The sequence below is a fragment of the Bacteroides intestinalis DSM 17393 genome, from assembly GCF_000172175.1.
Classification (GTDB): domain Bacteria; phylum Bacteroidota; class Bacteroidia; order Bacteroidales; family Bacteroidaceae; genus Bacteroides; species Bacteroides intestinalis.
Genome location: NZ_ABJL02000008.1, coordinates 136,545 through 162,101 on the forward strand (window position 1 = coordinate 136,545; position 25,557 = coordinate 162,101).

29 protein-coding genes and 1 tRNA gene are annotated in these 25,557 nt (G+C 49.6%); 15 read left to right on the forward strand and 15 right to left on the reverse strand.

The window, feature by feature from the left end; all coding sequences use genetic code 11:
- The first annotated feature begins 3 nt into the window (after window positions 1-3).
- From BACINT_RS09890 to BACINT_RS09920, 7 genes are all read left to right on the forward strand, one after another.
- A complete protein-coding gene (locus BACINT_RS09890) occupies window positions 4-303 on the forward strand; it encodes a TraL conjugative transposon family protein (RefSeq protein ID WP_004295449.1) in 300 nt (99 codons plus the stop codon).
- On the forward strand, window positions 278-1,558 hold the full coding sequence (gene traM, locus BACINT_RS09895; RefSeq protein WP_007662674.1) for a conjugative transposon protein TraM: 1,281 nt from the start codon (window positions 278-280) through the stop codon (window positions 1,556-1,558). The genes BACINT_RS09890 and traM overlap by 26 nt, the downstream gene beginning before the upstream one ends.
- Before the next feature lie 72 nt (window positions 1,559-1,630).
- Window positions 1,631-2,551 (forward strand): conjugative transposon protein TraN, encoded by a 921-nt coding sequence (gene traN / locus BACINT_RS09900; RefSeq protein ID WP_004303795.1) that lies wholly within the window; start codon window positions 1,631-1,633, stop codon window positions 2,549-2,551.
- A 1-nt stretch (window position 2,552) separates the two neighbouring features.
- Complete coding sequence (locus tag BACINT_RS09905; protein ID WP_007662675.1) at window positions 2,553-3,137, forward strand: conjugal transfer protein TraO; 585 nt, start codon at window positions 2,553-2,555, stop codon at window positions 3,135-3,137.
- A gap of 13 nt (window positions 3,138-3,150) precedes the next feature.
- The gene (locus tag BACINT_RS09910) at window positions 3,151-3,594 is read left to right on the forward strand and encodes a DUF3872 domain-containing protein (RefSeq protein ID WP_007662677.1); all 444 of its coding nucleotides are present in this window, start codon (window positions 3,151-3,153) and stop codon (window positions 3,592-3,594) included.
- A gap of 63 nt (window positions 3,595-3,657) precedes the next feature.
- Window positions 3,658-5,610 carry a DUF4116 domain-containing protein gene (locus BACINT_RS09915; RefSeq protein WP_007662678.1) on the forward strand — a complete coding sequence of 651 codons (1,953 nt, stop codon included), beginning with the start codon at window positions 3,658-3,660 and terminating at the stop codon, window positions 5,608-5,610.
- A gap of 361 nt (window positions 5,611-5,971) precedes the next feature.
- Window positions 5,972-6,358 carry a hypothetical protein gene (locus tag BACINT_RS09920; protein ID WP_004295441.1) on the forward strand — a complete coding sequence of 129 codons (387 nt, stop codon included), beginning with the start codon at window positions 5,972-5,974 and terminating at the stop codon, window positions 6,356-6,358.
- 56 nt (window positions 6,359-6,414) lie between these two features.
- Here the strand turns inward: BACINT_RS09920 and BACINT_RS09925 are convergent, their stop codons facing one another.
- From BACINT_RS09925 to BACINT_RS09965, 9 genes are read right to left on the reverse strand one after another with little or no spacing between them, the layout of a single operon-like run.
- Complete coding sequence (locus tag BACINT_RS09925; RefSeq protein WP_004295440.1) at window positions 6,415-6,618, reverse strand: hypothetical protein; 204 nt, start codon at window positions 6,616-6,618, stop codon at window positions 6,415-6,417.
- A complete protein-coding gene (locus BACINT_RS09930; protein ID WP_004295439.1) occupies window positions 6,602-6,781 on the reverse strand; it encodes a hypothetical protein in 180 nt (59 codons plus the stop codon). Before BACINT_RS09930 ends, BACINT_RS09925 begins: the two co-directional genes overlap by 17 nt.
- 4 nt (window positions 6,782-6,785) lie before the next feature.
- A complete protein-coding gene (locus BACINT_RS09935) occupies window positions 6,786-7,052 on the reverse strand; it encodes a DUF6956 domain-containing protein (RefSeq protein WP_004303780.1) in 267 nt (88 codons plus the stop codon).
- Window positions 7,053-7,098: 46 nt separating this feature from the next.
- Entirely contained in the window at window positions 7,099-7,416 is a 318-nt protein-coding gene (locus tag BACINT_RS09940; RefSeq protein WP_044155186.1) for a hypothetical protein, read from the reverse strand.
- A gap of 40 nt (window positions 7,417-7,456) precedes the next feature.
- Window positions 7,457-7,783, reverse strand: a complete 327-nt coding sequence (locus tag BACINT_RS09945) for a hypothetical protein (RefSeq protein ID WP_007559031.1) — start codon at window positions 7,781-7,783, stop codon at window positions 7,457-7,459.
- A 40-nt stretch (window positions 7,784-7,823) separates the two neighbouring features.
- Window positions 7,824-9,107, reverse strand: coding sequence for a PcfJ domain-containing protein (locus tag BACINT_RS09950; RefSeq protein WP_044154986.1), 1,284 nt, complete (start codon window positions 9,105-9,107; stop codon window positions 7,824-7,826).
- 2 nt (window positions 9,108-9,109) lie between these two features.
- Complete coding sequence (locus BACINT_RS09955) at window positions 9,110-9,520, reverse strand: PcfK-like family protein (protein WP_009132163.1); 411 nt, start codon at window positions 9,518-9,520, stop codon at window positions 9,110-9,112.
- Window positions 9,521-9,565: 45 nt separating this feature from the next.
- Window positions 9,566-10,558: a hypothetical protein gene (locus BACINT_RS09960; RefSeq protein WP_007662682.1), complete on the reverse strand. Its 993-nt coding sequence runs from the start codon at window positions 10,556-10,558 to the stop codon at window positions 9,566-9,568.
- Between the two features lie 12 nt (window positions 10,559-10,570).
- Entirely contained in the window at window positions 10,571-10,822 is a 252-nt protein-coding gene (locus tag BACINT_RS09965; RefSeq protein ID WP_007662683.1) for a hypothetical protein, read from the reverse strand.
- A 542-nt stretch (window positions 10,823-11,364) separates the two neighbouring features.
- On the opposite strand from BACINT_RS09965, the gene BACINT_RS09970 reads away from it, so the two are divergent.
- Window positions 11,365-11,658 (forward strand): helix-turn-helix domain-containing protein, encoded by a 294-nt coding sequence (locus BACINT_RS09970; RefSeq protein ID WP_004319131.1) that lies wholly within the window; start codon window positions 11,365-11,367, stop codon window positions 11,656-11,658.
- Complete coding sequence (locus tag BACINT_RS09975) at window positions 11,655-11,966, forward strand: helix-turn-helix domain-containing protein (protein WP_007662685.1); 312 nt, start codon at window positions 11,655-11,657, stop codon at window positions 11,964-11,966. Before BACINT_RS09970 ends, BACINT_RS09975 begins: the two co-directional genes overlap by 4 nt.
- Before the next feature lie 33 nt (window positions 11,967-11,999).
- Here BACINT_RS09975 and BACINT_RS09980 read toward each other — a convergent pair whose 3' ends face one another.
- The 3 genes from BACINT_RS09980 to BACINT_RS09990 are packed head-to-tail and all read right to left on the reverse strand — an operon-like array spanning window position 12,000 to window position 14,938.
- Entirely contained in the window at window positions 12,000-12,365 is a 366-nt protein-coding gene (locus BACINT_RS09980; protein ID WP_004289443.1) for a hypothetical protein, read from the reverse strand.
- Window positions 12,366-12,393: 28 nt separating this feature from the next.
- Entirely contained in the window at window positions 12,394-13,683 is a 1,290-nt protein-coding gene (locus tag BACINT_RS09985; RefSeq protein ID WP_007662686.1) for a site-specific integrase, read from the reverse strand.
- A gap of 31 nt (window positions 13,684-13,714) precedes the next feature.
- On the reverse strand, window positions 13,715-14,938 hold the full coding sequence (locus BACINT_RS09990; RefSeq protein WP_007662687.1) for a site-specific integrase: 1,224 nt from the start codon (window positions 14,936-14,938) through the stop codon (window positions 13,715-13,717).
- Window positions 14,939-15,381: 443 nt separating this feature from the next.
- On the opposite strand from BACINT_RS09990, the gene BACINT_RS09995 reads away from it, so the two are divergent.
- The 3 genes from BACINT_RS09995 (at window position 15,382) to BACINT_RS10005 (ending at window position 17,643) form a co-directional block, all read left to right on the forward strand.
- The gene (locus BACINT_RS09995; protein ID WP_007214127.1) at window positions 15,382-16,185 is read left to right on the forward strand and encodes an MBL fold metallo-hydrolase; all 804 of its coding nucleotides are present in this window, start codon (window positions 15,382-15,384) and stop codon (window positions 16,183-16,185) included.
- Between the two features lie 92 nt (window positions 16,186-16,277).
- Window positions 16,278-16,350: transfer RNA gene (locus BACINT_RS10000), tRNA-Lys, on the forward strand.
- Window positions 16,351-16,419: 69 nt separating this feature from the next.
- Window positions 16,420-17,643 carry an MFS transporter gene (locus BACINT_RS10005; RefSeq protein ID WP_007662690.1) on the forward strand — a complete coding sequence of 408 codons (1,224 nt, stop codon included), beginning with the start codon at window positions 16,420-16,422 and terminating at the stop codon, window positions 17,641-17,643.
- A gap of 6 nt (window positions 17,644-17,649) precedes the next feature.
- Here the strand turns inward: BACINT_RS10005 and BACINT_RS10010 are convergent, their stop codons facing one another.
- Complete coding sequence (locus BACINT_RS10010; protein ID WP_007662692.1) at window positions 17,650-19,356, reverse strand: phosphoethanolamine transferase; 1,707 nt, start codon at window positions 19,354-19,356, stop codon at window positions 17,650-17,652.
- Window positions 19,343-20,530, reverse strand: coding sequence for a BamA/TamA family outer membrane protein (locus tag BACINT_RS10015; RefSeq protein ID WP_007662694.1), 1,188 nt, complete (start codon window positions 20,528-20,530; stop codon window positions 19,343-19,345). Before BACINT_RS10015 ends, BACINT_RS10010 begins: the two co-directional genes overlap by 14 nt.
- 180 nt (window positions 20,531-20,710) lie before the next feature.
- Here BACINT_RS10015 and BACINT_RS10020 point away from each other — a divergent pair, with 180 nt between their 5' ends.
- The 3 genes from BACINT_RS10020 (at window position 20,711) to BACINT_RS10030 (ending at window position 23,179) form a co-directional block, all read left to right on the forward strand.
- Window positions 20,711-22,003: an NAD(P)/FAD-dependent oxidoreductase gene (locus BACINT_RS10020; RefSeq protein WP_007662697.1), complete on the forward strand. Its 1,293-nt coding sequence runs from the start codon at window positions 20,711-20,713 to the stop codon at window positions 22,001-22,003.
- Window positions 22,004-22,051: 48 nt separating this feature from the next.
- Window positions 22,052-22,486 carry a DoxX family protein gene (locus BACINT_RS10025; RefSeq protein WP_007218479.1) on the forward strand — a complete coding sequence of 145 codons (435 nt, stop codon included), beginning with the start codon at window positions 22,052-22,054 and terminating at the stop codon, window positions 22,484-22,486.
- 138 nt (window positions 22,487-22,624) lie between these two features.
- A complete protein-coding gene (locus BACINT_RS10030) occupies window positions 22,625-23,179 on the forward strand; it encodes a DUF3332 domain-containing protein (protein WP_044154988.1) in 555 nt (184 codons plus the stop codon).
- 72 nt (window positions 23,180-23,251) lie between these two features.
- On the opposite strand, the gene tamL is transcribed toward BACINT_RS10030, so the two are convergent.
- Window positions 23,252-25,555, reverse strand: coding sequence for a translocation and assembly module lipoprotein TamL (tamL, locus tag BACINT_RS10035; protein WP_007662708.1), 2,304 nt, complete (start codon window positions 25,553-25,555; stop codon window positions 23,252-23,254).
- Window positions 25,556-25,557: the final 2 nt, after the last annotated feature.

The following is a 25,557-nucleotide window of genomic DNA, read 5'->3' on the forward strand; positions in this document are numbered from 1 at the left end:
GCTATGGCAAAGAAGAGAATAAAGGCTTTCGGGGAGTGGGTCGAAGACCACCTGCGCCGCGCTTGCGGGGCGCTCTCGCCCGATAAGCGGATTATCGTGATCCTCACGCTGCTCTTGTTCTTTTCCGTCTTGTCGCTCTACTTTACCGTGTCTTCCATCTACCGCTTCGGCAAGGGAGCCGGGGAACGGATGCAGATACGGCATATCGAGCGGCTGGAACTGGAATTAAGACAACGGCAGGAGGCCGACAGTGTAAAACATCTAAAAGATTTCAATTATGACGACGAACGAAAAACAGAATAAACAGCCGGAGGCGGGGAAAAAGGAACTCACGCCCCGGCAGATACAGATGCGGAAGAAGATGGTGGTCTTCCCGCTCTTTTTCCTGGCCTTTGCCGGGTGCATGTGGCTGATCTTCTCCCCCGGCGAAAAAGAACGGGAGGAGCCTTCGGCGGGTTTCAACACGGAGCTGCCGACCCCGGAATCGGAGGGTATTCTCTCGGACAAGCGTGATGCCTACGTGCAGGAGGAGATGCGGCGCAGGGAGCGGGAAAAGATGCGCTCCTTGCAGGATTTCGCGTTCGGGATGGAGGACGAGGAGGAAGAGCCCGTCATGCCCGCTGCCGTGCCGGATAAGTCTTCCGGCTCTGTCGGCGGTTCGTCGGGAGCTTTCCGGACTTCCCGTGCCGCCTATGCCGACATCAACCGCCAGTTAGGCAGTTTCTACGAGGACACCGCCGGTGAAACGGGGGAAGAGCGCGAGATGCAGGCCCGCATCGAGGAACTGGAACGCCGCCTGGAAGAACAGCAGGCGCAGAAAACGGCCCAGGAGGAGCAGGTGGCGCTGCTGGAGAAGTCCTACGAGATCGCCGCCCGCTATATGAATGGCGGTCAGGCCCCTGAAGCCCCGCGTCAGAAGACCTCCGTTTCCGGCAAGGCTTCCGTGCAGCCCGTGCGCCAGGTGCGCCGTAACATCGTGTCGCTGCTCGCCGCCCCGCTGCCCGATTCGGTCTTCGCCCGTGAGTTCGTCAAGCCCCGGAACTGGGGTTTCAACACGGTGGGGAGCGACCTTCGCGAGCCCGAGCGCAACAGTATCCGTGCCGCCGTGCAGCAAACCGTGACGCTCACCGATGGCGGGGAGGTTACTTTCCGGCTGTTGGAACCGATGATGGCGGGAGATCTGCTCATCCCCTCGGGTACGCCCGTAACGGGGACGGCGAGGATCAACGGCGAACGGCTGACGGTCAAGGTCAGCGCTGTCCAGCACGGCGGGGCGGTCGTTCCGGTCGATCTGTCGGTCTATGACACGAACGGCAACGAGGGTATTCCCGTGCCGGGGTCGGAAGAACTCAATGCCGTGAAGGAGATCGCCGCCAATATGGGCGCGGGCATGGGCAGCAGTATCACGATCACGGACGATGCCGGTTCGCAACTGCTCTCCGACCTGGGGCGCAGCGCCATCCAGGGCGTGTCGCAATACGTGAGCAAGAAGATGCGCTCGGTCAAGGTCACGCTCAAGGCCGGTTACAGCGTCCTGCTGCTCCCGCCCCTTCAATAAGGGTACAAACGACGTACTTCCGTACACCACTGAAAAAATCCATTTTTATCAACAATCAAAAATTTATCGAGTATGAAAAAGATTCTTCTGGCACTCGCTTTTATCGGGTGCATGTTCGCTGCCCACGCGCAGGAAAAGCCCTCCACGGGCGATTTGTACGACGGTCTTACCCGTCCGCTGACTTTCAACCGGGTTATCCCGCCCTACGCGCTGGAGGTGACGTTCAGCAAGACCGTGCATGTGATTTTCCCCTCGGCCATCCGTTACGTCGATCTGGGGTCTTCGGATCTTCTGGCGGCGAAAGCCGACGGCACGGAAAACGTGCTGCGTGTAAAGGCGGCCCTGCGTGATTTCTCGCGCGAGAGCAACCTTTCGGTCATTACCGAGGACGGGGCCTATTACAGCTTCAATGTCAAGTATGCCGACGAGCCGGTGAAACTGTCGGTCGAGATGGCGGACTTCCTGCATGACGGGGAGGCGGTAAACCGCCCCAATAACGCGCTGGACATCTATTTGCAGGAGTTGGGATGCGAATCTCCGCTGCTGGTCAAACTGATCATGCAGTCCATTTACAAGAATGACCGCCGCGAGATCAAGCATATCGGTTGCAAGCGTTTCGGGGTACAATACCTCCTCAAAGGTATCTACGTGCATAACGACCTGCTTTATTTCCACCTCCAACTGAAAAACTCCTCCAACGTGCCTTTCAACGTGGACTACCTGACGTTCAAGATTACGGACAAGAAGGTGGCCAAACGCACGGCCATCCAGGAGCAGGTCGTATGGCCCGTGCGTGCGTACAACAACGTGCAGGTCATCGGCGGCAAGCGTACCGAGCGCATGGTCTTCACGCTCCCGAAGTTCACGCTGGCCGACGACAAGCAGCTGGTCGTGGAACTGCACGAGCAGCAGGGCGGGCGACACCAGACTTTCACGGTGGAGAATGCCGACCTGGTGCGCGCACGTGTTATCAACGAGTTAAAGGTAAAGTGATATGAAACGGGCGATATTCATTCTCACGCTGGGGTTATGCCTCCTCCTTTCGGACGGGGCGCACGCCCAGCGTGCCCTGCCCGCCATGCGCGGGCTGGAAATACGGGGAGGCATGACCGACGGCTTCTATACCCGGGACAGCCGCAGCGAAACGGGCTACTGGTTCGGGATGGCCATGAGCCGCTACGCGAAGAATGCCGACAAGTGGGTGTTCGGCGCGGAGTTCCTGAACCGTTATTACCCCTACAAGTCGGAACGTATCCCTGTGGCGCAGTTCACGGCCGAGGGCGGTTACTATTACAAGTTCCTCGCCGACCCGTCCAGGACTTTTTTCTTCTACCTCGGCGGCTCGGCGCTGGCCGGTTACGAGAGTGTGAACCGGGGCGAGAGGCGGCTCTATGACGGCTCTACGCTCCGCCACCGCGACCGTTTCCTCTATGGCGGGGCCGTCACGCTGGAGGTCGATGCGTACCTGACCGACAGGATTATCCTCTCGCTGACGGGGCGTGAGCGTATCCTATGGGGCACTACAACGGGACATTTCCACGCGCAGTTCGGCCTGGGCGTGAAATTCATAATCCATTAAACTTGCAAGCGACATGAAAAAGATGAAAAAGATATTGGCCCTGGCGGTCTGGATCGTCGCCCTGGGTCTTTTATGCGCATCCTGCGACAACGGGCTGGATATACAGCAGGCGTACACGTTCTCTCTGGAAACGATGCCCGTTCAGAAGCGAATCTCCGTTGGTGAAACCGCTGAAATCCGCTGCACGCTCGTGCGGGAGGGGAGATATGACGGCGCGCGTTACACGATCCGCTATTTCCAGCCCGACGGGCGCGGTGAGTTGAGGATGGACGACGGTACGGTGTTCCTGCCCAACGACCGCTATCCGCTCGACCGTGAGGTGTTCCGCCTCTATTACACATCGCGCAGCGATGACCAGCAGGCCATCGACGTCTATGTCGAGGACAACACGGGTCAGGTCGTGAAGACCTCCTTCACGTTCCAGAGCGAGAACGGGACGGAGGAAACGGAACGATAACGGAATATGTCTAACCAAGAGAAGCGCCCGTCACCCGGGCGCTTTCCATAAATACTGAAAACCATGACAGAGCAAGAGAGAATAGATATAGCCTATCTCGATACGGGGGTGTACGAGAACCCGTGGCGTGAGAACCTTTTCGAGACGCTGCCCGAGGATCGGAAAACGGCGGAGGTCTGCCGTTTCGCCATCAAGAAATCGGCTTTCAACATCGAGTTCGTTCCCGAAGCGATGAAAACGCCGGAACTTTGTCTTGCCGCGGCCGGCCACCGGGGCGAAACACTGAAATTCGTCCCTGACCGTCTGAAGACACCGAAAATGTGCCGTGCCGCCGTCGATAGCAACAGCTACGCGCTGTATTACGTTCCGGAGGGGTTGAAGACCCCCGAACTGTGCATGGCGGCCGTGAAGCGCAACGGCCTGGTGCTGGAGGTCGTTCCCGGGGAATTGAGGACGCCGCAAATATGCCGTGCGGCGTTGAAAGCGGTGGACAGTGCCGATTACAAGATACTCCCTTACATTCCGTATCCCGATATATGCCTGGAAGGGCTGAAAAAATTCGGGATGTCGTTCGTGGACAAGTTCGAGATTTTCGCCTCCATTGCCCCGGAGGTCATGACCGGGGAGCTGGCCCTTCACGGCGTGGGGATGGACGCGTCCTGCCTTTCGCTCGTGCCGGTGGAACTGCGCACGGAGGCAGTCTGCCTGCGTGCCGTCAGCGGGGACGGCATCCTGCTCCATGAAGTGCCGGAGGAATTACGCACGGAACGGGTCTGCGAGGCCGCCGTGTCCTCGAACTACCTGGCACTGGAGTACGTTCCGAAGCATCTGAAAACCGACCGTCTGTGCGGGATGGCGCTGGAGCGCGATCCCCTGGCCATCCGCTTTTTCAACCCCGAACAGCTCACGCCGGAGGTCTGCAACCGGGCGTTGGCCCGTACCGACGACCTGCGTGTCCTCCGCTATATCCCCTTCGAGGAGATACACCTGAAAGTGTTGGGGTTCTATTGCACGAATTACGATAAGACCTTCGATTTTTTGGAGAACATGAACCCCTGGTTCCTCACGCCGAGGGTGGCCCGGGAAATTTTCGCCCTGGAGCCGGAGCTGTTCTACAACCTTCCCGATCACGCCAAGAACGAGGAGATGTGCCGCCGGGCCGTCGGGCACGACGGGAGCTACCTGCAATATGTCCCCGAGAAGTGGAAAACGCCGGAGTTGTGCATGGAGGCCATACGGCGCAGTCCCTATGCCATCGCCCACCTGCCCGAGAGCATGAAAAGCCCGGATCTATACATGAGCCTGGTGCGGGAGAACCCGCAAAACCTGAAAGGCGTCCCCCGCGAAGCCCGGACGCCGGAGATGAGCCGGGAGGCTTTCGAGCGTACCTACGGGAAGGACAAAACCGATTTCTCGGTTATCAGCGCGTTGAGCGACCCCGCCCTGGTCTTGCAGGTGTTCCGCGAACAGGACGACCCGCAGCAGATACACCGGTTGATGAGTGTCCTGCACCTGAACCGCCGGCTTGTAACGGAGGAGGTGGCGTTGGAGGCCGTTCGCAAGGATGCGGGGGTGCTGTACGACATTCCCCAGACGGCCATCACGCCGCTCGTGGCCGATACGGCCGTGCGGGGCGACCCGAGGATGATCCAGTGGGTTCCGAGGGAGCTTCGCACGGCGGATCTGTGCCTCTATGCCGAGGCCGCCCATCCCGAGTTGCGGGTTTACGTTCCCGACGAAATAGCAAAGGGACGTAATATCTACTCGTTCCACCGTCAGGTGGACGCGAAATTGCGGCAGCCGCTCGAATATGAACAATACAAGACCCTCTACTCGGGCGGCGCGGTGCGTGTGAACAACGTGTGGACGTCGGTTGCGGGTGAGATTGACTGCTGCGAGGTGCGTTACGACCGTAAGACGGAGAAACTCAAACTGCGGATCGTCGAACCGCCCAGGGAGAAGAAGGCGCAGCCGAAGGTCGCGCCCCGCAAACCCGCCCGGGGGCCGAAATTGTAGGACGGCGGGTAGTTCTTTGGCAGGAAGGTTGTTAAAAATCGCACGTGTTGTCGCCGATACCCGGATGAAATCGTTATATTTGCAATCGAATCCTCCGGCGGCGTGCCGCCGGGCGATTTACATACGGAAGGAACACATTATGGTGGGGCATTGAAAACAGCCAAATTTTAATCCGCTCGCAAAATAATGGGTAGTTCTCTTCTTCATCGTCGTGTCTATATGCGTCAAGCGTATGCGATAGCGGCGTGGGGAGAAATTATCTATCGAGTGGATGGGTGCTTGGCTGTACCTCAATGCCGGTATTTAACGTATTCTCACGCCTTTTTCGTATGGTATTTGTCTGAACCTAAAGAAAAGCGATATGGAAACGAAATCGACAAATGAGGTAAAGGGTGATTACGACCGGGTATCGGCGAGTGAATGCCTGGGGTCGCTAATCGAGTTGCACGGGATTGTCATGGAAGACGATCTGTTCGTCATTCCCGATGCGGATGGCACGGCAGTATTATACAATGACGGGAAGATACGTTTTGACGAGATCGCCGACATCGAGGTCGGCTCGGTGTTCGTGGGCATCCTGCTCCGCAACGGCTATCTGTTCTACCTTTCCCGTACCGAACCGCTCAAGACGTGCATATACACGCATGGCGGGTGGGGTTCAATCTCTGAAATTTCTCCCCGTGGCATTGCCGGACATATCGGGCGTGAACTGCACGGGAAGCTGGGCGACCATACGGCGGTCGATTGACGGGAAACAAAAAAATCGGACGGTTGTTATCGTCCGATTTTTTTCGCGTCGTATTTTCACGGCCGTTGCCTGCCGTGTTCCCGTTTCCGCCTTTGCAGGGCGAGCAGTTGCCGCAACATGTAGGCATGGTTTTCCCCCACGGTATGCCCCGAGGGCATCAGATAAGGACTTGCGAGGCACTCCCGGCATTGGCGTACCGCCTCTTTTAAGTCGGTAACGGTTATTTCCGCTCCCGTGATGTCTTTAATCTTTGTTTCCATTCTTGTCCTGTTTTTTTGGTTCGTACCAACTGTCCCGGTAATTTTCTCCCACGAGCGAGAAAATTCCGCTCATGCCGCTTTCAGCGGCGAAATTTTTGGCTTCCCATATACCGGAAAACTCTCCCAGCAGCCGGTAGCCGATGAATAATTTGTACTTGCGCATGATTTTATCGTTTTTCCAGGTTGATAATCGGTGTGTTCTTTTGCAGCCATTCCTTCACGCTGTCCATGTTGTATTCGGATGTGATAACCGCCGTTCGGTCGTCGATTTCGGTGAAGCGCGTAGTTTCATACCCGTCGATCCACTGCTTCAGCGTGGCAACGCCCCACACCTGCGGGTCGTCGAACATGGTGTCGAGCCGCCCGATACCCTCGCCGAAGGTTACGAGCAGCGTTTCATAGGAGATTTCCTTGTTTACTTCATTCGTTTTCATATTCTCGCTTTTTACGGGCGGCTTTTGCCGCCCCGAAATTTTTTAATCAGATAAGTTCCACTTTAACCCTGCTCATGTTCGCCCAGAACACGCCGTTGCAGTAGTAGGCGTAGCCGTTATGCCAGTTGCTCCTGCGGCGTATCACGTCCTGCTCGGGTGGTCGTATCTCGATACTCGTGGTGTAGATGTTGTGTCCCACGGTAATGACGAGGTTGCACCTTCGCCATATCTCGGAATGGGTTTTGAACCCGTTTTTCCCCTCGACGAGCGCAAGGGCCGTCTTGACTGCTTCCCGAACTTCCCAATCCCACTCCCCGAAGGGTTTGAGCGGGCGTGCCATGTAGCTTTTATAGATGATTTTCATTGTTATGTTTTTTTGTAGGGCGGCTTTCGCCGCCCCGATTTTATAATTCGACAATCCTTTCCACTCTGCCGTACAACATGGAGCGTATGCTCGTCTTGTCCACGCCCTTGTATTCCGTGTAATGCCCGTACTGCTTTACCACGAATGTTTTCAGTACATCGACAAAGTTGAAACGATACCCTAAAAGCAGAATGGAGTCCTTGAAATAGGTGTTATGGTTTACCTCACGGGTAATCCAGTCTTTCTCCTCACGGGTGAGCGTTCCCCCGTCATTGAGCCGTTTGCGTAATATGTACGCTTTTGAGCCTGCAAGGCTTTCGAGTGCGGGAACGTCCCACGACACGAATTTATATGCTATTTGGTTCATTCTATTTTGTTTTTGCGGGCGGCTTTCGCCGCCCCGATTTTTATGCTGTCATTCGTTTCCGTATAAGGGACATGTTCCCCTTCATCAGTTTCAGTATTTGCCCGTGGTATGGGGTATTCTTGTTACACACGCCACGGCTCTGCACGACCTCCATGCGTTTTAGGGACACCTCTATCGTTTCGATACGTTTGCCGTCGATTGTGGCCGAGAGTATGAGCGAGTCGGCTTTCAGATAGTATTCGTTGGTAAACACGCAGTGGTGCATGGCCTCGCCCTCCTGCCGTATGGCTTCAACGCTGTCCAATACCTTGATGCGGATTTCCCCGTCGGAAAACTCCACTCCGAAAAACCGTCCTTTGGCTTTGACAAACGAGGCTTCCTGTTCCAACGCCTTGCGCCGTTCCTCCTGCCGCCGTTCCATTTGCATGTGCCGCCGTTTTTTAGCCATGTAGAGGTCATGCGCTGCGGGCAGGTCTGCGGGACACACGAAATGGGCGTTATGCAGGTCTTTCCCGAAAAATCGCAGCAGGTCGATGTAGTCGCACCATTCCGTCGGTTTCCCGATAGCGTACCCGTTACGGATGGCGATACGGATGGCCGGCCAATAGTCTGCGATATTGCGGGAGGAACGGGCGAAAAATCGCACGAGTGTCGTTTGTCCCGCTTTAAGCAGCGTTTCGGCCTTGTTCTCCGAGAGCAGCAGGTGGATAAGGTCGAAAGGGGTTACATCGGGGAGTTGTTTGCCGTAACCGCTTCGGCGCAGTTCGGGGATAAGCCGTTGCCGGGGATAGATGCGTGTGGGCGTGATGTTGTATTTCCCGTCGTTCTCCGCCCGCAGTTCCAATGCGCTCGACCAACTCCACCCGTGAACGAAGAAGCCCATCGGGCGCAGCCGTGCGAAGGTTGCGGAGCGTCCGTCGGGGGCAATCCACCGCTGTACGGCTTCGATATGGGTGTAAACGGGCGTCTGTCCCACTTTCGCCCAACACTCGATATAGACGAAGCGCAGGACTTGAAAACCCTTGCAGCGGGTTACGATACACAAATACTCGTAATCGTTGAACTTGCGGCGCAGGGTGGTTTCCACTTTCAGCGTGGTGTGGCAGTGCGGACACTCGCACCCTAACAGATTGTCCGTGAGTTCTCCGTTTTCGCTCTGCCACGTGTGGCCGCACTCGGTGCAGGTGATAAGTCCTTTCGGCGTGCGGCGTCCGATATGCTCGATGCAGTTCTTGTACCCCCATTCGATTTGTGCGGGGGTAAGCGGCGGCAGGTGTTTGCTTGCCGCCACGACGTTCTGTTGGAATTTTGTTCTCGGTTTCATAACTAAAATAGACTGGGCATTAGTTTGTTATCTTCGATTTTCTTGGGTTTGGACTTGGCTTTCGCCAACTTGGCGTAGGCTTCGCTCTCGGCCTTCCGTATGGCGTTCCGCCGTGCCTCGGCTTTTTCCTCCTCGGTCAGTTCGACGGTGTGATTGACCACTACCTTGCAACTGACGGGTTTGCCGATGTCGATGTCCTCCTCGTCGTAATAGTGGAGTGCCATAGAGTATATTTCCTCGTCGGCAAACCCGTTGCAACCGCTCTGCCGTACTTGGTTGATGATGAAAGTGCAGCAATCGTCAATGTTCTTTTTCGGGTTGGCGTATCGGGGTGCGAAAAGTTCGTCCTCCCGTGCCCGTGCGTCGAGATAGTTCTGTATCGTCAGTTTGAAATAATCTGTTCCTTGTGCCATGATTTTTTGGTATTGTGGGGCGGCGAGCCGCCCCGTGTTCAACATTTATTCGTCCTTTCCGAGAAGCCGTCGCACCTCGTCCTCTTTGGTCTTTTGGAAAATCCATCCCGCTTTCTTCTGCCCGTCATGCGTCAGCCGTGCGTTGAAGCGTCCCCCGAGTGCGTGAAGGGCGTCCTTGACGGGCTTGGTGTCCCCGAATACGGCTATCGCCTTCTCGGAATAGTCCACGATGATAAACCCGCCTTGCACGCTCGTTTCAGTGCGTTCCGCCCGTTTTTCGTCTTTCGGCTCGGGCAGGCATATATTCTCCTCGTTTCCTGCGATATATGCCAGCCTGTCGATGTACCCTTCACGGGTGTAGTGGGTCAGTTTGCAGACACTCCACCCGTATTTCGGACTTTTGCCGAGCGTGAAAACGGGATAGCGGTGTTCGTTCTTGGGGTCGTATTCGGAGAGGTGCGCCGTTTGCGGGAAATTGGCCGCCGCCTTTCTCAACTCCCCGAAGCCGTTGCGGGAGGTGGCCGAAAAGCCGAGAATGACGGTACGCACGCTTCGGGTGGTCGAACACTCGTAAGAGGGGTCAGTGTATTCCGTTTCGTTGAGTTCGGCGATGATTACGCCCTGCACCCCTTCGGGCATGATGCGGCGTAACCTCTGCGCCCCTATTTCCGCTATGCGGTCATGCTCGGCTTTCTCTTTGGCGGCGGCGATGGCCTGCGCCGTGGCTTGCTCTTCCGCCTGCCTCACGAGCAAAGCCACCTCGAAAGCGTCCATGAACTCGGGGTTCACGTCGTCGTAGTACCTGCCGATACCGAATTCTTGGGAAAGGGGACGTAAAATGTCCGTTTGGCTGATTTCCTTTGTTTCGGTATCGACCATGTGGTACACGTAGCCACGGGCGGTGTGTTCCACCTTATAAACGACGTAACGCTTTCTGCTCGCACCCGCACCGATACCGATGATAACCTGGTTTTCCTTGACTACCTGCACCTGCGTGTCCGTGGTAGTCGCTCCGAATAATGAAATGTACTTTGTCATACCTGTAATAATTTAGAAGATGTGAGTGAATAGGAAATAGAAAAAGCCGGTTAGAGCCACGAGAGAAACAAGGCAGGAGAAAATGCCCCGCAGGATGTCATAACAGAACATGAAGCCCAAAACGACCCAAATAAAGTCGATACCCCACACGTGGAAGCCCAAAGCCACCGCCCCGACCTTTACCGCCAACCCGACCTTTGCCTTTATGCCAAGTGGAAGGTTGGAGGATTTCTGTTTCCATTTATTTTTCTCTTCGTTTCTCATAACCTTTGACTTTTTTTTTATGCCGTAGCGGAGCCGGTATGGATGGAATCTGTTTCGGTAGCATCAAAAGGTGTCGGGGATAGCTGCTGCAAGATTTTGTCGGAAAATACGCTCGCCCGCAGGGAAAGAGGAAGATTTTGCGGCAAACCGCCCCGCGGCCCGATCTTGCAGCAGCGTGAGCCCCGTAACTACCTTTGCTACTGACAACAGATTTCCATACCGCGCTCCGCGGCATGAAAAAAAGAGAGGAAAAGGTTATGGGAGAGAAACGGGGAGAAAACGATATGCCGTGAACGCTCGCGAAAGTCGGTTCACGGCTCACCCTGCATGGAATGATAAATCGCCCGCGAGCATTTCCTTTCACGGGCGATTGGCGTATCGGAGCGTGCCGATCCCGTATCGGCGGAGGATCGTTTCCGCCGGACGTGGCGCCACTCGCTGCCACTTTTAAGACGGATACGTCCATATGCCACCGGCTGATAACAAGATACTGTCCATTTGTGTACTTTTGGGCATCCGGGAAACAAAAAATGAAACAGAACATGGAAATAATAAGTATGGACGTGAAGGCTTTCGACGCGCTGGCAGGGCACGTGGAAGCCATTGAAAGAAAAGCCGAGGCGTTATGCCGCAGGCAAGAGGACGTGAGTTTGAAAAAATGGCTGGACAACCAGGATGTCTGTGACGTGCTGGGTATATCGAAACGTACCCTGCAAACCTACCGGGAGAAAGGGTTGCTGCCTTTCAGCCGCATCCGTCACAAAATCTTCTACAAACCGGAAGATGTCGGGAAACTGCTGCAATCGTCGCACTATCCTAATACCGCCGCGTTATGAGCCATTATTTCATCGACAAGCACGATCCGCGTGTGGCGGATCTCTTCCGGCGTTTGGAAAAGGCCGGCAAGGCACTGGATAAACTGGAATCCTCCGGAGGCCGGACACTCAAGGGAGAGCGGTTCGTCACCGACGAGGAATTGTCCCGGCTGCTGAAAATCAGCAGGCGTACATTGCAGGAATACCGCACGGCGCGGATCATTCCCTATTATTTGATTCAGGGCAAGGTACTATACATGGAATCCGAGATACAGAAACTTCTGGAAGATTCCCGGAAGAAATGTATCGGGGGACAGGAATGGGTATAAAAGAAGAACGGCCATCACGGCCGTTCTTCTTTTTCAGTTCAATATCGTGTTCATGCCGGGGAGCTGCCAGACGACGGCGGTCGTCGTGGCCCTTCGGACAAGCCACCGTCGGAAGGCTTCGGCATTCCCGGATTTTAAGCGGAAAGCCAGCGCGGCGATCATTTCGAGCGAATACAGCTCGACAATACCGCCGTCACGGTTGCGCTCCCGGCGGTAAACCCTCTCCTCACAGAGTATGCCGCTTTTGAGTATGGAGCGGATGTTGCTCCCCACGGCAGGAACGAAGACTCCGAACAGGTCGGCAATCTGGTGGCGCGTGAGCCATACACGGTTCTCCGGCGCGTGGATTTCCACCCGCCCGTTTTCAATGCTGATAGGTTCTCTTGTCGTCATAGTCATACAAATTTATCAATTTTTGTTATACTGTTCAACCGTTTACCGTTATAATATCTGCCGTTTCCGGTTCGTACTCCTCGTAGAGATTTATTTTCCGGCCTTTGGTCTGTTCTTTCAGCCGTTTCATGTCCTCGTCCACCTTGCGGTCGGTCACTTTGGCGTAAATCTGCGTGGTGGAAATGCTCTTGTGTCCCATCATGCGGCTGACAGTTTCGATAGGCACTCCCAACGAGAGCGTGATATGTGTCCCGAAATTGTGCCTCGCCTTGTGAAAGGTCATGTCGAAGCCGTATGTCCGTCCCAGTTCTCTGGTGAGCTTGATGAGATACCCCCGGCAATAGAGGTTGAAAATCCTGTCGCTTTTACGCTCGTGGCGGTATTTCTCGATGATCTGCAACGGCACGTTCAGCAGGCGGATGGCCGAGGGCGTTTCGGTCTTCTGGCGCCGGATGTGTATCCAGTACGTTCCGTCGTCCGACTGCGTGATGTCTTTTTCGGACAAGCGTTTCAGGTCGGCGTAGGACAACCCCGTGAAGGTAGCGAAGAGAAACCAGTCCCGCACCCGCTGGAGGTTGGGTTTATCGACGGGAGTTTCCATCAGCTTTTTGAGGTCTTCGAGTTTCAAATGGCGGCTCTTGCGCCGGGGCAGTTCCGGGTGCAGCTTCCCGTAAGGGTCGCGCCGGAGTGTACCCTGACTGACAGCCCGCTTGGTCATTTTCTTCAACCGGTAAAGATGCTCGTGTACTGTCTTGGGTTTCATTTCACGATCTGTACGCAGGAATATTTCAAAATCATCGTAGAACTCCCGGTCAAGGCTCCGCAACGCTACATCCTCCTTTTCCTTCCTTTTTTTCACGAAGGAGGCTAAAATATTATAGGAGTTCTCGTAACTTTCATAAGTTTCTTCCTTGCGATCCACGCCGACACGCTTGCGGAACTCCTCGTTATGCTCGCGGAACAAGGCAAGGAGGGTGAACGGTTTCTGCCCGATTCCTTCCACGGCGTTTTTGACCAGCTCGGCCGTCACGAAACCGAGGCTTTTACGAATATGACGGTAATGTCCGGTGATTTTTTCGGTCAGTTTCTCTATTGCCAGGTTTACCGTTCGGGCGTTCTCGCTTCGTCCGTTCGCCCTTTTGGTTTCCGGATTCCAAAGCGATGGATCGACAAACGCGTTGATATTGATCGGGGCCGACTTGGCGTCGATGCTTACCTTGCATAACAATTTACATGTTCCGTCCTTGCGGATTTTCGTGCGGTTGATGTAGAACAGCAGGGAGAACGTGCTGCGACGTTTTATCTCTTTATTATTCGTTTCCATAATCGTTGTGAATTTGATTGTCAATGATAGATTAAATAGCTACGGAGAAGCGGCCGGCAATCTTTTCCTCTAAAGACCGGGTATCCATGTCGATCTTGTCATCGGTCACTTTGGCGTAAATCTGCGTCGTGGAAATGCGGCTATGCCCCAGCATTTTACTGACGGTTTCAAGCGGGACACCATGCGAAAGCGTGATCTCGGTGGCGTAGGTATGGCGTCCGCAGTGAAAGACGAGCTTCCGTTCAATTCCGCAAATGGCGGCAATACGTTTCAATGTCCGGTTGAGTTCGTTGTTGCTGTACATCGGTAGCAGTTTTCCTTCCGGGGCCATATCCCGGTACTTGTCGAGGATGAGCAACGGTATGTCGAGCAACGGCACTTCATAGTCGATTTTCGTCTTCTTGCGGGCGGTCTTGATCCATACCTCACCGTCCTCGGCCACTTCCAGATCCTCCGTCGTCAGGCGGCACATGTCCCCGTAAGGGATACCCGTGTAGCAGGAGAAGAGGAACAGGTCGCGGATATGGTAGAGTTTCGGGTCGTGCAGGGGTGTGGTCATCAGCCGTTGTAACTCTGCGGCGGTAAGGTATTTCTGTTCCCGCTCGGGATGTTCGGCTTCATAACCCGCGAACGGGTCGGCAGTGATAATCCCTTCCGCGATGGCTTCCCCGACAATCGTGTTCAACCGTGTGACAAGCAACACGATAGTTCCCAGGGCAAAGCGGCGCTCCGTGCGTAGGTAGAGGTCATAGTTGTCGATGAATGAACGGTTCAGGGCCGTGAAAGGAACATCCGACAACTTGTATTTCTCCTGGATGAAAGCAGCCACACAGTTACAAGCATAGCGGTAAGATTGCGCTGTTCCCTTTTCCCGGTTCACGCCGACACGCTTCTCGAAATGTTCGATGAACGTCCGGAAATAGCCCAACAGGGTTTCCTGCCCGAAAGCCGTCCCCAACAACAGATTCCTTATATCTTCAGCCGTTACATTCTCACGGGTGGCTGACAGTTCGTCATAAATGGCAATGGCTGAAGCTCGCAAATCGTCCAGTTGCCGGTTGATTTCCCGTGCGGCGTTACTTTTACCCGTGGCACGTCCGGATGCCCACAGTGCAGCGGGTACGGACATTTTCGCGCTAAAAGCCGCTTCTGAAAATTTGCCGACGGCAAGTTTCGCCATGACCGGGCAATGTCCCTCGTCATTCATTTCGCTCTTTTTGAGGTAGAACGTAACCGTTACATCCGTCTGTTTCATAACTCTATTTTTTATGTTGCAAAATTACTTGATATAGAGTTATTTACAGTTATGAAAATTATAGCGGAACAAAGAATAAAACCCCGGATGCCGGTAACATAACCTGTATTTCCATGAAAAACGGAAAAAAACGGTTATCTTTACGGGCAAAATATAGGGTTCTTTGCATGGTGAACGGTAAAACCGCAGGTGGTCAAGCGTTATTTTGCCGGATTATCCGGGGCTAAAAAAGGCAACGGATAAGTAGCAAATCTTTCTCTTAACCTTTCATTATCCTGCATTTTAGCGATTTGGAAAGGCATAGAAGAATTTGGCTTAACTCTCCTCAATACCAAATACTTACTTTATTTATCCAAATTTTGCCGTTTTTTTGCGAGTTCTATGTATATTTGCCGTCACTTTGCCATAAAAGTGGCGGCTTTTTCTAAATTGAGGAGAACATAATGAAAGTAAAATTTATAAGCCTTGCGAGCGGAAGTAGTGGCAACTGCTATTATATAGGCACTGAAAAATACGGAATACTTATTGACGCTGGTATAGCGGTACGTACTATTAAGAAATCATTGAAGGAGGTGGGTGTCGGCATGGAGACGATACGCGCGGTATTCGTTACACACGACCACGCAGACCATATCAAAGCTGTAGGCGGACTGGGTGAGAAACTGCACATCCCTGTCTACACAACTGCACGTATCCACGAAGGAATCAACAAAAGTTATTGCATGACGGAGAAGCTCCACTCTTCCGTTCATTATCTGGAGAAAGAAGAACCGATGGTACTGGAAGATTTTCACATTGAGTCTTTCGAAGTTCCCCACGACGGTACGGACAATGTGGGTTATTGCATTGAAATCGACGGAAAAGTATTCTCGTTCCTTACCGACCTTGGTGAAATCACCCCTACTGCTGCCAAGTTTATCCGTAAAGCGAACTACCTGATACTGGAAGCTAACTATGATGATGAAATGCTGCGTATGGGTACATATCCGCAGTATTTAAAGGAGCGCATCACCAGCCGTACGGGACACATGAGCAATATTGCAACTGCCGAGTTCCTGGCTGAAAATATCACGGAAGATCTGAAATATATCTGGCTTTGTCATTTGAGCAAAGACAATAATCATCCGGAACTTGCTTACAAGACGGTGGAATGGAAATTAAAGAGTAAAGGTATATTGGTAGGTAAAGATGTGCAACTCTGCGCTTTAAAGCGTAGCACTCCCTCCGACCTGTATGAGTTTGATTAAAAAAAGCCGCTTTCATCGAAAAAAAGATTTTATTTTGCTTGGATGAATAAAATAAAAGGACTACTTTTGCACCCGCAAATAAGAAAAACGATGCACTCTTAGCTCAGCTGGTAGAGCAATTGACTCTTAATCAATGGGTCCAGGGTTCGAGTCCCTGAGGGTGTACGAAGATAAGGTTCTGAAAACAATTGAGTTTCAGAACCTTTTTTAATCTCACCTTGTTTCACTCTCATCATGAATAATTGGAAGAAAAAATTTATCATAATATGGAGCGGGCAACTATTTTCTATATTAAGTAGTTCCATCGCTCAGTTCTCTATCGTCTTATGGATTAGTCTCAAAACGGGTTCTGCGGAAGTTTTGTCCTTTGCCATGATTGCTGCCTTGTTGCCGCAAGCCTTGTTAGGGGCATTTGCAGGCGTATATGTGGATCGCTGGAACCGGAAATGGACTATGATAGGTGCAGATAGTTTCGTTGCACTCTGTTCCGGTGTCATTGCTTTGTTATTTTACCTGGATATTGTGGAATTGTGGCATATCTATATATTATTGGCGCTTCGTTCCATTGGTGGTTCGTTCCATTCACCGGCAATGAAATCATCCATTCCATTGCTGGCTCCGGAAAAGGAACTGACACGTATTGCGGGAATTAACCAGGCTATCCAGTCTATTTGTAATATCGGTGGCCCTGCGTTGGGAGCGGTTCTGCTTCTGGCATTCGATATGAGTCTAGTCATGTTATTGGATGTGGCAGGCACAATCATTGCCTGCACTTCCCTACTGTTTGTTTACATTCCGAATCCGAAGAAGGAAAATATCTCAGCTAAGAGTGTATTGAACGATATGCGCGACGGTTTTCATGTGATTATGCGTAATCGAGGAGTTAGTTGGGTGATGGTTACAGAAATCCTGATTACTTTCTTTGTGTTGCCGATAGTCGCCCTGATGCCGTTGATGACTTTGCATACTTTCTCCGGAACAGCTTATCAGATTAGTTTGATAGAAACACTTTTCGGGGCGGGTATGTTGGCTGGAGGGGCTTTATTGGGGATTTGGAATCCTAAGATTAGGAAGATACTGATGATTGCGTTCTCTTATGCGGTACTTGGTCTGGCATTGGCTATATGTGGTATGTTGCCCGGCAATGGGTATGTCTTTTTTGCCATACTGACAGTGGTACAAGGGCTTATCGTACCATTTCTATCCGGTCCCTTTACCGCTCTATTGCAGACGCAGTTCAAGCCGATTTATCTAGGACGCGTATTCTCGCTTTTCGACAGTATAAGTTTGTTTCCTTCTATCATCGGTCTGCTTGTCACAAGCTTTGTAGCTGACTCTTTGGGAATAGGCAACATATTTATCTACTGTGGTTTTGCCATTATGGTGACTGCAATTCTGATGATGTGTATTCCTTCTGTTAGAAATCTGGAGAAAGAGGAGTTCAGGAAGAAAAAGTAAATAGTATTATTGTGCGTCTATACCTCTTTTTTTCAGCATCTCAAAGTCTTCTTTTCTCATTCCTATATCATCCAGTGAATGCGGTTCATTATGATCGTTCAGATAAACCCTCGATTTCTCTGTATAGAGAGGGCTGGTGACAGATAGACTGTCATTGCGATACGGAGTTTCTATTCCGGCCAATTCCATCATGGTCTGGAAGAAAGAAATGCTGGAAGATATATTTTTCTGTCGGTTCATCGAAGCAGCTTTCTCTATCCCGGGATACTCTTCCCTATAACTGTCGGATGTCCACAGCAGGAGAGGTACGTGTAGCTGATAGTAGGACGGAACGGGGGATGCATGAAGAAACAGGTGTCGGCCATCGTCGAAGATATCTTCCCCATGGTCGGACGTGTAAAGCATACTGGCATCTACTTGCTGCTGCTTCAATAGGTGGATGATACGTGCCAGGAAATTATCCGTATACCGAATGGAATTGTCGTAGGCATTCATCAGGTTATCTTTGTATTTCACTTCTGCATCTACGGGGAAATCCGGTAAGAAGAAAGCAGCAGTTTCCGGATAACGTTCCCGGTAATTGAAGTGGGATCCATAAGTATGCAATACAATGAACTGTTTCCGATTTCCTTTCTCAAGTTCTTTTTCTACCAACATTAACAGTTCGTCATCCGAAGGATTGTATTGGGAATCCTGCGAATCTTCTTTGATAAAATCATAAGTATCCGCTTCCATTCCGAAGAAGTCGATGAAAGAATGATTATACCGCTGGTTTGAGAAGAAGGCTGTCTGGAAACCGGCTTCTTTGAAAGCGGTAATGATGCTTTTCCGATAATAAATGGAATCGAAATTCTGTGCAGAAACAGGAGAAAGCAGCATGGGTACACTCTTGTGCGTAGTATTCGATTCCGTCAGAACATGGCAGAAAGAAGTTACTCCTTCTATTTTAGAAAGTTCAGGGTTCGTATCCCGATCATAGTCGTAAAGACTCCAGTTCAGGGCGCGGGATGTCTCGCCCACTACCATAATATAAATTTCCCGTCTGTCTTCCGGATGGGAAGGTTGGGCGTTAAAAGTAAAGTTCTCTGATGTGCGGTGATACGTCCTTGTTTGGACATTACGCTGGAATGCGAGTGCTACATTATAACACACGTTGGCAGGATACAAATCCGATTTCAGCTCGTAACGTTTATCCAGTCCATAAGCGGCGCCCAGTGAAATAAAACCTATGAGCAAGGCAATCCATGCCTTTTTCCGTTCCCGACGGATAAATTCCGAAGATAATTTCCGCTTCTTTATAATGGAGATTGCAGCCAGAATCAATGCCGGTATATAAAGGATAATCACACTCACTAATGCCGGAACAAGATTATCCAGCAACTCCATAGCTTCACTCGAATTAGTGGTTACCAAGTTCAGGAACATATCCACAGCAATAATGGACTGTCCGAAGAGATAAAGCAGTACTATCTGGAAAGCTCCGAAGAAGATGAATAAGAAAAGTATCCAGAACATCTTTCCACAGTTTCTCGACAAAGTCATTAATAGATAATAGAAAGCAAATGGCAACAGTACATTGCACACTTTTGCCACCACAGGCATCGGCTCTGTAAAACAGAGGATGATATTGGGTACTATCAGGATCAGCAGGAACAGATAGAACAAATGCTCCTGATTTTCCAACCATTTCTTTATGTTTTTAAAAAGCTTCATTGATGTTGAATATAAATCCGGTCTGGCCTTTTCCAAACCCTAAATCTAACCTTACGTTTACTCTCTTTTTGAACTCCCACCGATAACCAAAACCATAATTAGGGAGGATGTGTTTAACTTCGAAGCCGGAGAATTTAGGAAACACGGTTCCCGCTCCTGCCCATATAGCTATGCCATTTCGCCTCCAGACGTGCTGACGAAGCTCTATCTGCGCATCCATGGCACATTTATCACGGTAACGCCCTTCGTAATAGCCACGCATGGAATAAGAACTCCCCAATGTTGCCATCAATCCCCAAGGCGGATTACCGTAATTCAGCAACGTATGGAATTGCCCAGCCAATACTCCCCCTTTCCATACAGGATGATAATAGCTGGTAGTCAGTTCTGTGCTGCTGAAAGCATATTTATTACCGAGGAATGCGGGGCTGAATCGTTGGTCTATTCTCAGGTAATAGCCACTATAGGCATTTGTAAGGAAATCCCGTGAATCATAGAGTAATGAGAATCCGAGGCTTATATTGGTAGTCCGTGCTTTCATTCCTTCCCACAGTTCGGACTTTTCAAAATCGTGGCCGTAGACATAATCAAAGACAGCCATCGGACCGATATAGAAGTTGCGCGCTACACGAGTCATGAAGTCTACCTTTACTTGTGCCTGGAAGCGGTCGTAATCACTTTCATTATCGTCATTAGAACCGTTTTCATATCCTTTTCCCCAATACAAGCTGGGGAACGAATAGAAATAAAGATTGTAATTCAGACGGTATTTGTCTTGTGGAAAGAGATGATTTCCACGTACCCCCAACAAATAGAAACCTACCGTAGATACATCGCCGTATAAAGATACATTAGATGGCGGAAGGATGGTGTCATTCAGGTCTGTACGATATAATCCGGCGGCTACCAGGCCGATACCGAACTTGGTGTCACTGGAATAATGAGGTCCTCCGATAACACTGAAGTCAAACTTCTTGTTTTTTTTCTCTTTGTTGGCATCATTAAAATAGTCCAGGAATTTCTTGAAGAAACTTTTCTTTTGTGGTAAAGTGTCAGTTACAGACACAGAAGATTCGACTGAAACATCTGTTCCTGTGGGACCTTGTGCCCATATATCGGTGGCTATTATCAATAACAGCACCGGTAATACCCATTTCATTAGTTTAGCGTCCATGATTATACCTGTAGAAAACTACGTCGGCAAATTTAGTTTTATTTTAACCATATAACAACAATTTTGTGAAGTGTTTTGTTCAAACTTCTTCCATTAAGAAAAAAGGGGGAAGAAATAAGAATTTCAGAACTTTATTCCCGTTTTAACGTTATCCTTTTAGAACGAATAACGAACTTCATTATGAAAACAAAAATGGATATTCCCGATAAAGAGGGACGAAAACGACTTGTAATTGTGGGTGGTGGCTTCGGTGGATTGAAGTTGGCACGAAAATTGAGAAGTGATAAATTCCAGATAGTGTTATTGGACAAGAATAATCATCATATTTTCCAACCCCTACTCTATCAGGTAGCAACCGCCGGTATTGAACCGAGTGCAATTTCTTTTCCTTACCGCAAGATATTTAAAAAGAGAAAACATTTCCATATACGTATTTGTGAGGCGCAACGGGTAATTCCCGAAGATAATATTCTGGAGACTTCCATCGGAGCTCTTTCATACGATTATCTGGTTGTCTCTACCGGATGCCGTACCAACTATTTTGGTAATGATGGGCTGTCTCAACGAACGATGGCCCTGAAGAACACTGCAGAAGCTCTGTTTAATCGCAACCAGATTCTGGAAAGCTTTGAAAAAGCACAGAATACCAGCAATCTGGAGACAAGGAAACGGCTCATGACATTTGTCATCGTAGGTGGCGGTGCTACGGGTATAGAACTTTCCGGTGCATTGGCAGAAATGAAAAAATTTGTGCTTCCGCAAGACTATCCCGATCTTGATATGAACCTGATGCGCATTATTCTTGTGGATGGTGCTCTCCGTCTGCTCTCCGCTTTCTCTGAAAAATCTTCGGAAGAAGTGGCAAATTACTTATTAAAACGTGACGTAGAGATCATAACCAGTGTGCAAGTTACGAATTATGAGAATGGAACGATGACACTGAGTGATAACAGTACTCTGGAAACAATGAACGTCTTTTGGGTTGCAGGTGTACGCGCCAACAGCATAGAGGGACTTGCAGAGGAAGCCTATGGTCCCGGTAATCGTCTCCTTGTCGATCTTTACAACTGTGTTCAGGGTTATAACAATATTTTTGCCATCGGTGACACTGCACTTATGATTTCCAAGGAATACCCGAAAGGACATCCACAAGTAGTTCAACCAGCCATTCAGCAAGCCCGTAATCTGATCCAGAATCTGGATAGAAAGGAACGGGGACTTGAAATGCAACCTTTTGTTTATCACAACAAAGGCTCCATGGCTACCATAGGACGTAATCACGCAGTGGTGGAACTGAAAAACCTTCGTTTCGGTGGTTTCCCCGCGTGGGCAGTATGGCTATTCATCCACTTAATGAGTATTGTCGGTGTAAAGAACCGTCTGTTTATCTTTGTAGACTGGATGTGGAGTTACTTTACATACGATCCTTCTTTGCGGGTAATTATAAAACCTTTGCGCAGAGATAAACCATAATACCTTATTTTTCGTTATATTAAATATAAATGTTTAAAACGAACGACTATGCTTTACAAATTTTTATTTCCGTCTAAACCGGATGGAGCAGCAACGTCTGCTATATTATTAATAGTGAGAATTATATTTGGTGTGTTATTAATGAATCACGGTATCGAAAAGTGGTCTAATTATCAGGAGTTATCTGCTGTATTTCCCGACCCGCTGGGTGTGGGCAGTCCTCTTTCACTGGGATTAGCCATATTCGGTGAATTGGCTTGTTCTATGGCATTTATCATTGGTTTCCTTTATCGTCTGGCAATGCTGCCGATGATATTTACAATGGGGATGGCATTCTTTGTCATTCACGGAAACGATCCGTTTGCGGTCAAAGAACTAGCTTTCATATATCTGGTGGTATACGTACTGATGTATATTATCGGTCCCGGAAAGTTTGCCGTAGACCACTGGCTGGGTAAGGCTTTGACTCCCAAAAAGCCTTAATTTTACCAGGGCTGTTTAACTGAAAATTTGTTTTTGTCTCTTATTTAAGTGTATTTTTCACAAAAAGCACTTATATTTGCCCGAAAAAAAGAGCAAAGAGTTAAATCAATAAACTCAGTAAAACAAAAGAAAGTAATTATGAAAAAGAGTAATTTGAATTTGGCTGCAACCGTAATGATTTGTGGCGCATTTCTTTTCAGTTCTTGTATTGGTTCTTTCGGCCTGCACAGTAAATTGGTAAATTGGAACCAAAGTATCGGTACAAAGTTTGTTAATGAGCTTGTTTATCTGGCTTGCAACATTATCCCCGTATATCCTGTTTGCTATCTGGCAGATGCGTTGGTAATCAACTCCATTGAATTCTGGAGCGGTTCCAATCCGATGGCTAACGTGGGTGATGTGAAGAAAGTGAAAGGTGAAAACGGAAACTATCTCGTAAAAACATTGGAGAACGGTTACTCTATCACAAAAGAAGGTGAGACCACTGCTATGGAGCTGGTTTACGACAAAGAATTGAACACTTGGAATGTTGTTGCAGAAGGTGTTAGCACTGAATTGTTGCAAATGAACGGTGACGGTACTGCACATATGTATCTGCCGAATGGTGAAGCAATGAATGTGACATTGGATGCACAAGGCGTAGCTGCTGCTCGTCAGGCAACGATGATCAACACTTATTACGCTGCACGCTAATTAAGAAAAGAATTTGAATATGCGGGCGGATGAGTAATCATTCGCCCGTTGCTTTTTATACCCTCCGTTTTTTTAGAATGGATAACCTACTGCAAAGTGGAAAGCAAAGTCACGTCCGAAGTCAGAACGCAGAATGGGATAACGATCCTTTCCCTTTTCAGGGTTAATAGCCTTCATACCACCATCAAAGCGAAGTACAAAGAAATCCAGATCTAGACGTAATCCCACACCGTAAGCTACGGCTATTTGCTTATAAAACTGGTCGAACTTGAATTTACCCCCCGGCTGATCCTGATATTCGCGAATCGTCCAGATATTTCCCGCATCTACAAACAAAGCACCTCTGAACTTCCAGAATAAACGTGTGCGGTATTCTATACTGGCATCCAACTTGATGTCACCCGACTGGTTCATGAAGTTACCTTTTTCATCGGAGAAAGTACCGGGACCAAGACTACGTACCGACCATCCGCGTACACTGTTTGCTCCACCCGAGAAATAACGTTTCTCGAAAGGAATCATCCGTGCGTTTCCGTAAGGAATGGCAATACCTCCTCCAATATGAAATGCAATGGAGTTACGGTTATCAATGACGATGTTTTTGGCAAAGTCCAGGTCACCTTTTATATATTGTGCATACGGAATATTCAAGATGGTATATTCGTCCTGATCATTCTTCTTTAAATTACTCATTTTAGAAAGCACATACAGGAGATTTCCCGCAGACTCAAAGTTGAAACGTATACTATAAGAATTACCAATCACTGCGTTGTTCATCAATGCTTGTCCTGCGCTGTTATAGATATAGCTATACCCGGTACGGACAATCAAACGGTCTTTATAGTTATACTCCAGCAGATAGTTCTTCTCATCGTTCAGGAAATTGTTTTTAAACTCGGGTTCTATCCACGGCATATACAAATAGTTGATGTCCAGTAAGTCTATACGATGCTGCGAACGTTGTCTCTGCAAGCCCCATTTATAACTCCATGAACCGGATGCAACGATGCGTGTAAACTCGGGACGCATCTGATAATTATATTGCAGCCCGAATTCCGTGGTTGCCCTTATCCTCCGCTTGAAGTCATTGGATATGAACGGAAACATGAAACGGGGAAAGTTTATACTGGTTTCCACACCAAGTTCCGTATAGTTGTCATTCTTATACCCTAAACCGGAAACAGCTTCGTAAGCTCCCCGAAGCTTAACCAAGAAAGTTTCGGAACCTCTGAATACATTGCGATTCTGAAAAGATACAGATGCCGCGGCACCCAAATCACCCGCAGAGTTCGTTCCCTCCAGTTCGAAAGATACAGACTGATGTTTGTTCTTCGTCAGCATAACATAGGCATTCAGCTTTGCGCTATCACTTACCTGTGTTTCGAAGAAACGTACATTGGTATATTTCAATACCGGCAGACGTCCGAAGTTAGAGTAAGTGCGCTGCACATCCTGTTCGTTGTAAAGATCTCCCGGAGTTATCCGCAAATTATCAGTCAATACTTTAGGACGCAGGTACAATTTATCCTTATAATATATGGGAAACCCTTTATAGTGTATCGAATCATTGATTTCCACACTACTGAGAGCTGAAGATTGCAGGACGTCATAGTCCGCAATGAAATTCACTTTATTAATCGTATACTGTGGATGGTCCTGCAATTCAGCACCGGAATGCTGTCTGTATCGTGCCAGATGCAAGGTCAGATCCACCTGATATGTGCCACGTACCGTATCCGCCGTATAAGAAATATAATCTTTGTTGAATTTATAATAACCGTTGCGAAGCAGGTTGCCCGTGATCCGTTGGCGTTCACTGTCCAGTATGTTGGCATTGAAGTACATACCTTCGGATAAATAGGTCGATGCAGAATCTTTCTGCATATATTCCCAGATTTTTTCATCCTGAACATCATATTTCAGGTTACGGACAATATACGGCTCTCCGGTGTTTACTTTATAAGCCAGTTTTACCTTTTTCTTCTTGATTTTGGGAACGTACTCTACGGTAGCACCCATATACCCCATATTCTGAACGGCTTTCGTCATTTCCTCCCGTGAACGTTCGGTTTCTTCCTTACTATAGATAACGGGGGCATCTCCCAGCCTGCGTAAAGCCCGGTTCACCCAGCGGGTAGAATCACGTCCCGACCAGTTGTAGACATACAACTGGGTTTTAATCAGACTAAACCATTTGGAGTTCGGATTTTGCCGCACATATATGGACAAATTAGAAGGCTTCACATTTTTATTATCAGTATGTATGCGCACTTCATCCAGCAAGTATGAACCATCCGGCACATATTTGGTGGTCGAGCAGGAAGCTAATGTAAGTATGGCAGCAGTAAGTAGTGCGTAGTGGAAGCCTTTCTTCATAC

Bases quoted from the DNA above. Each gene is read 5' to 3' on its own strand.
- BACINT_RS09890 (WP_004295449.1), top strand. From the start codon at position 4: ATGGCAAAGAAGAGAATAAAGGCTTTCGGGGAGTGGGTCGAAGACCAC.
- traM (WP_007662674.1), top strand. From the start codon at position 278: ATGACGACGAACGAAAAACAGAATAAACAGCCGGAGGCGGGGAAAAAG.
- traN (WP_004303795.1), top strand. From the start codon at position 1,631: ATGAAAAAGATTCTTCTGGCACTCGCTTTTATCGGGTGCATGTTCGCT.
- BACINT_RS09905 (WP_007662675.1), top strand. From the start codon at position 2,553: ATGAAACGGGCGATATTCATTCTCACGCTGGGGTTATGCCTCCTCCTT.
- BACINT_RS09910 (WP_007662677.1), top strand. From the start codon at position 3,151: ATGAAAAAGATGAAAAAGATATTGGCCCTGGCGGTCTGGATCGTCGCC.
- BACINT_RS09915 (WP_007662678.1), top strand. From the start codon at position 3,658: ATGACAGAGCAAGAGAGAATAGATATAGCCTATCTCGATACGGGGGTG.
- BACINT_RS09920 (WP_004295441.1), top strand. From the start codon at position 5,972: ATGGAAACGAAATCGACAAATGAGGTAAAGGGTGATTACGACCGGGTA.
- BACINT_RS09925 (WP_004295440.1), bottom strand. From the start codon at position 6,618: ATGGAAACAAAGATTAAAGACATCACGGGAGCGGAAATAACCGTTACC.
- BACINT_RS09930 (WP_004295439.1), bottom strand. From the start codon at position 6,781: ATGCGCAAGTACAAATTATTCATCGGCTACCGGCTGCTGGGAGAGTTT.
- BACINT_RS09935 (WP_004303780.1), bottom strand. From the start codon at position 7,052: ATGAAAACGAATGAAGTAAACAAGGAAATCTCCTATGAAACGCTGCTC.
- BACINT_RS09940 (WP_044155186.1), bottom strand. From the start codon at position 7,416: ATGAAAATCATCTATAAAAGCTACATGGCACGCCCGCTCAAACCCTTC.
- BACINT_RS09945 (WP_007559031.1), bottom strand. From the start codon at position 7,783: ATGAACCAAATAGCATATAAATTCGTGTCGTGGGACGTTCCCGCACTC.
- BACINT_RS09950 (WP_044154986.1), bottom strand. From the start codon at position 9,107: ATGAAACCGAGAACAAAATTCCAACAGAACGTCGTGGCGGCAAGCAAA.
- BACINT_RS09955 (WP_009132163.1), bottom strand. From the start codon at position 9,520: ATGGCACAAGGAACAGATTATTTCAAACTGACGATACAGAACTATCTC.
- BACINT_RS09960 (WP_007662682.1), bottom strand. From the start codon at position 10,558: ATGACAAAGTACATTTCATTATTCGGAGCGACTACCACGGACACGCAG.
- BACINT_RS09965 (WP_007662683.1), bottom strand. From the start codon at position 10,822: ATGAGAAACGAAGAGAAAAATAAATGGAAACAGAAATCCTCCAACCTT.
- BACINT_RS09970 (WP_004319131.1), top strand. From the start codon at position 11,365: ATGGAAATAATAAGTATGGACGTGAAGGCTTTCGACGCGCTGGCAGGG.
- BACINT_RS09975 (WP_007662685.1), top strand. From the start codon at position 11,655: ATGAGCCATTATTTCATCGACAAGCACGATCCGCGTGTGGCGGATCTC.
- BACINT_RS09980 (WP_004289443.1), bottom strand. From the start codon at position 12,365: ATGACTATGACGACAAGAGAACCTATCAGCATTGAAAACGGGCGGGTG.
- BACINT_RS09985 (WP_007662686.1), bottom strand. From the start codon at position 13,683: ATGGAAACGAATAATAAAGAGATAAAACGTCGCAGCACGTTCTCCCTG.
- BACINT_RS09990 (WP_007662687.1), bottom strand. From the start codon at position 14,938: ATGAAACAGACGGATGTAACGGTTACGTTCTACCTCAAAAAGAGCGAA.
- BACINT_RS09995 (WP_007214127.1), top strand. From the start codon at position 15,382: ATGAAAGTAAAATTTATAAGCCTTGCGAGCGGAAGTAGTGGCAACTGC.
- BACINT_RS10005 (WP_007662690.1), top strand. From the start codon at position 16,420: ATGAATAATTGGAAGAAAAAATTTATCATAATATGGAGCGGGCAACTA.
- BACINT_RS10010 (WP_007662692.1), bottom strand. From the start codon at position 19,356: ATGAAGCTTTTTAAAAACATAAAGAAATGGTTGGAAAATCAGGAGCAT.
- BACINT_RS10015 (WP_007662694.1), bottom strand. From the start codon at position 20,530: ATGGACGCTAAACTAATGAAATGGGTATTACCGGTGCTGTTATTGATA.
- BACINT_RS10020 (WP_007662697.1), top strand. From the start codon at position 20,711: ATGAAAACAAAAATGGATATTCCCGATAAAGAGGGACGAAAACGACTT.
- BACINT_RS10025 (WP_007218479.1), top strand. From the start codon at position 22,052: ATGCTTTACAAATTTTTATTTCCGTCTAAACCGGATGGAGCAGCAACG.
- BACINT_RS10030 (WP_044154988.1), top strand. From the start codon at position 22,625: ATGAAAAAGAGTAATTTGAATTTGGCTGCAACCGTAATGATTTGTGGC.
- tamL (WP_007662708.1), bottom strand. From the start codon at position 25,555: ATGAAGAAAGGCTTCCACTACGCACTACTTACTGCTGCCATACTTACA.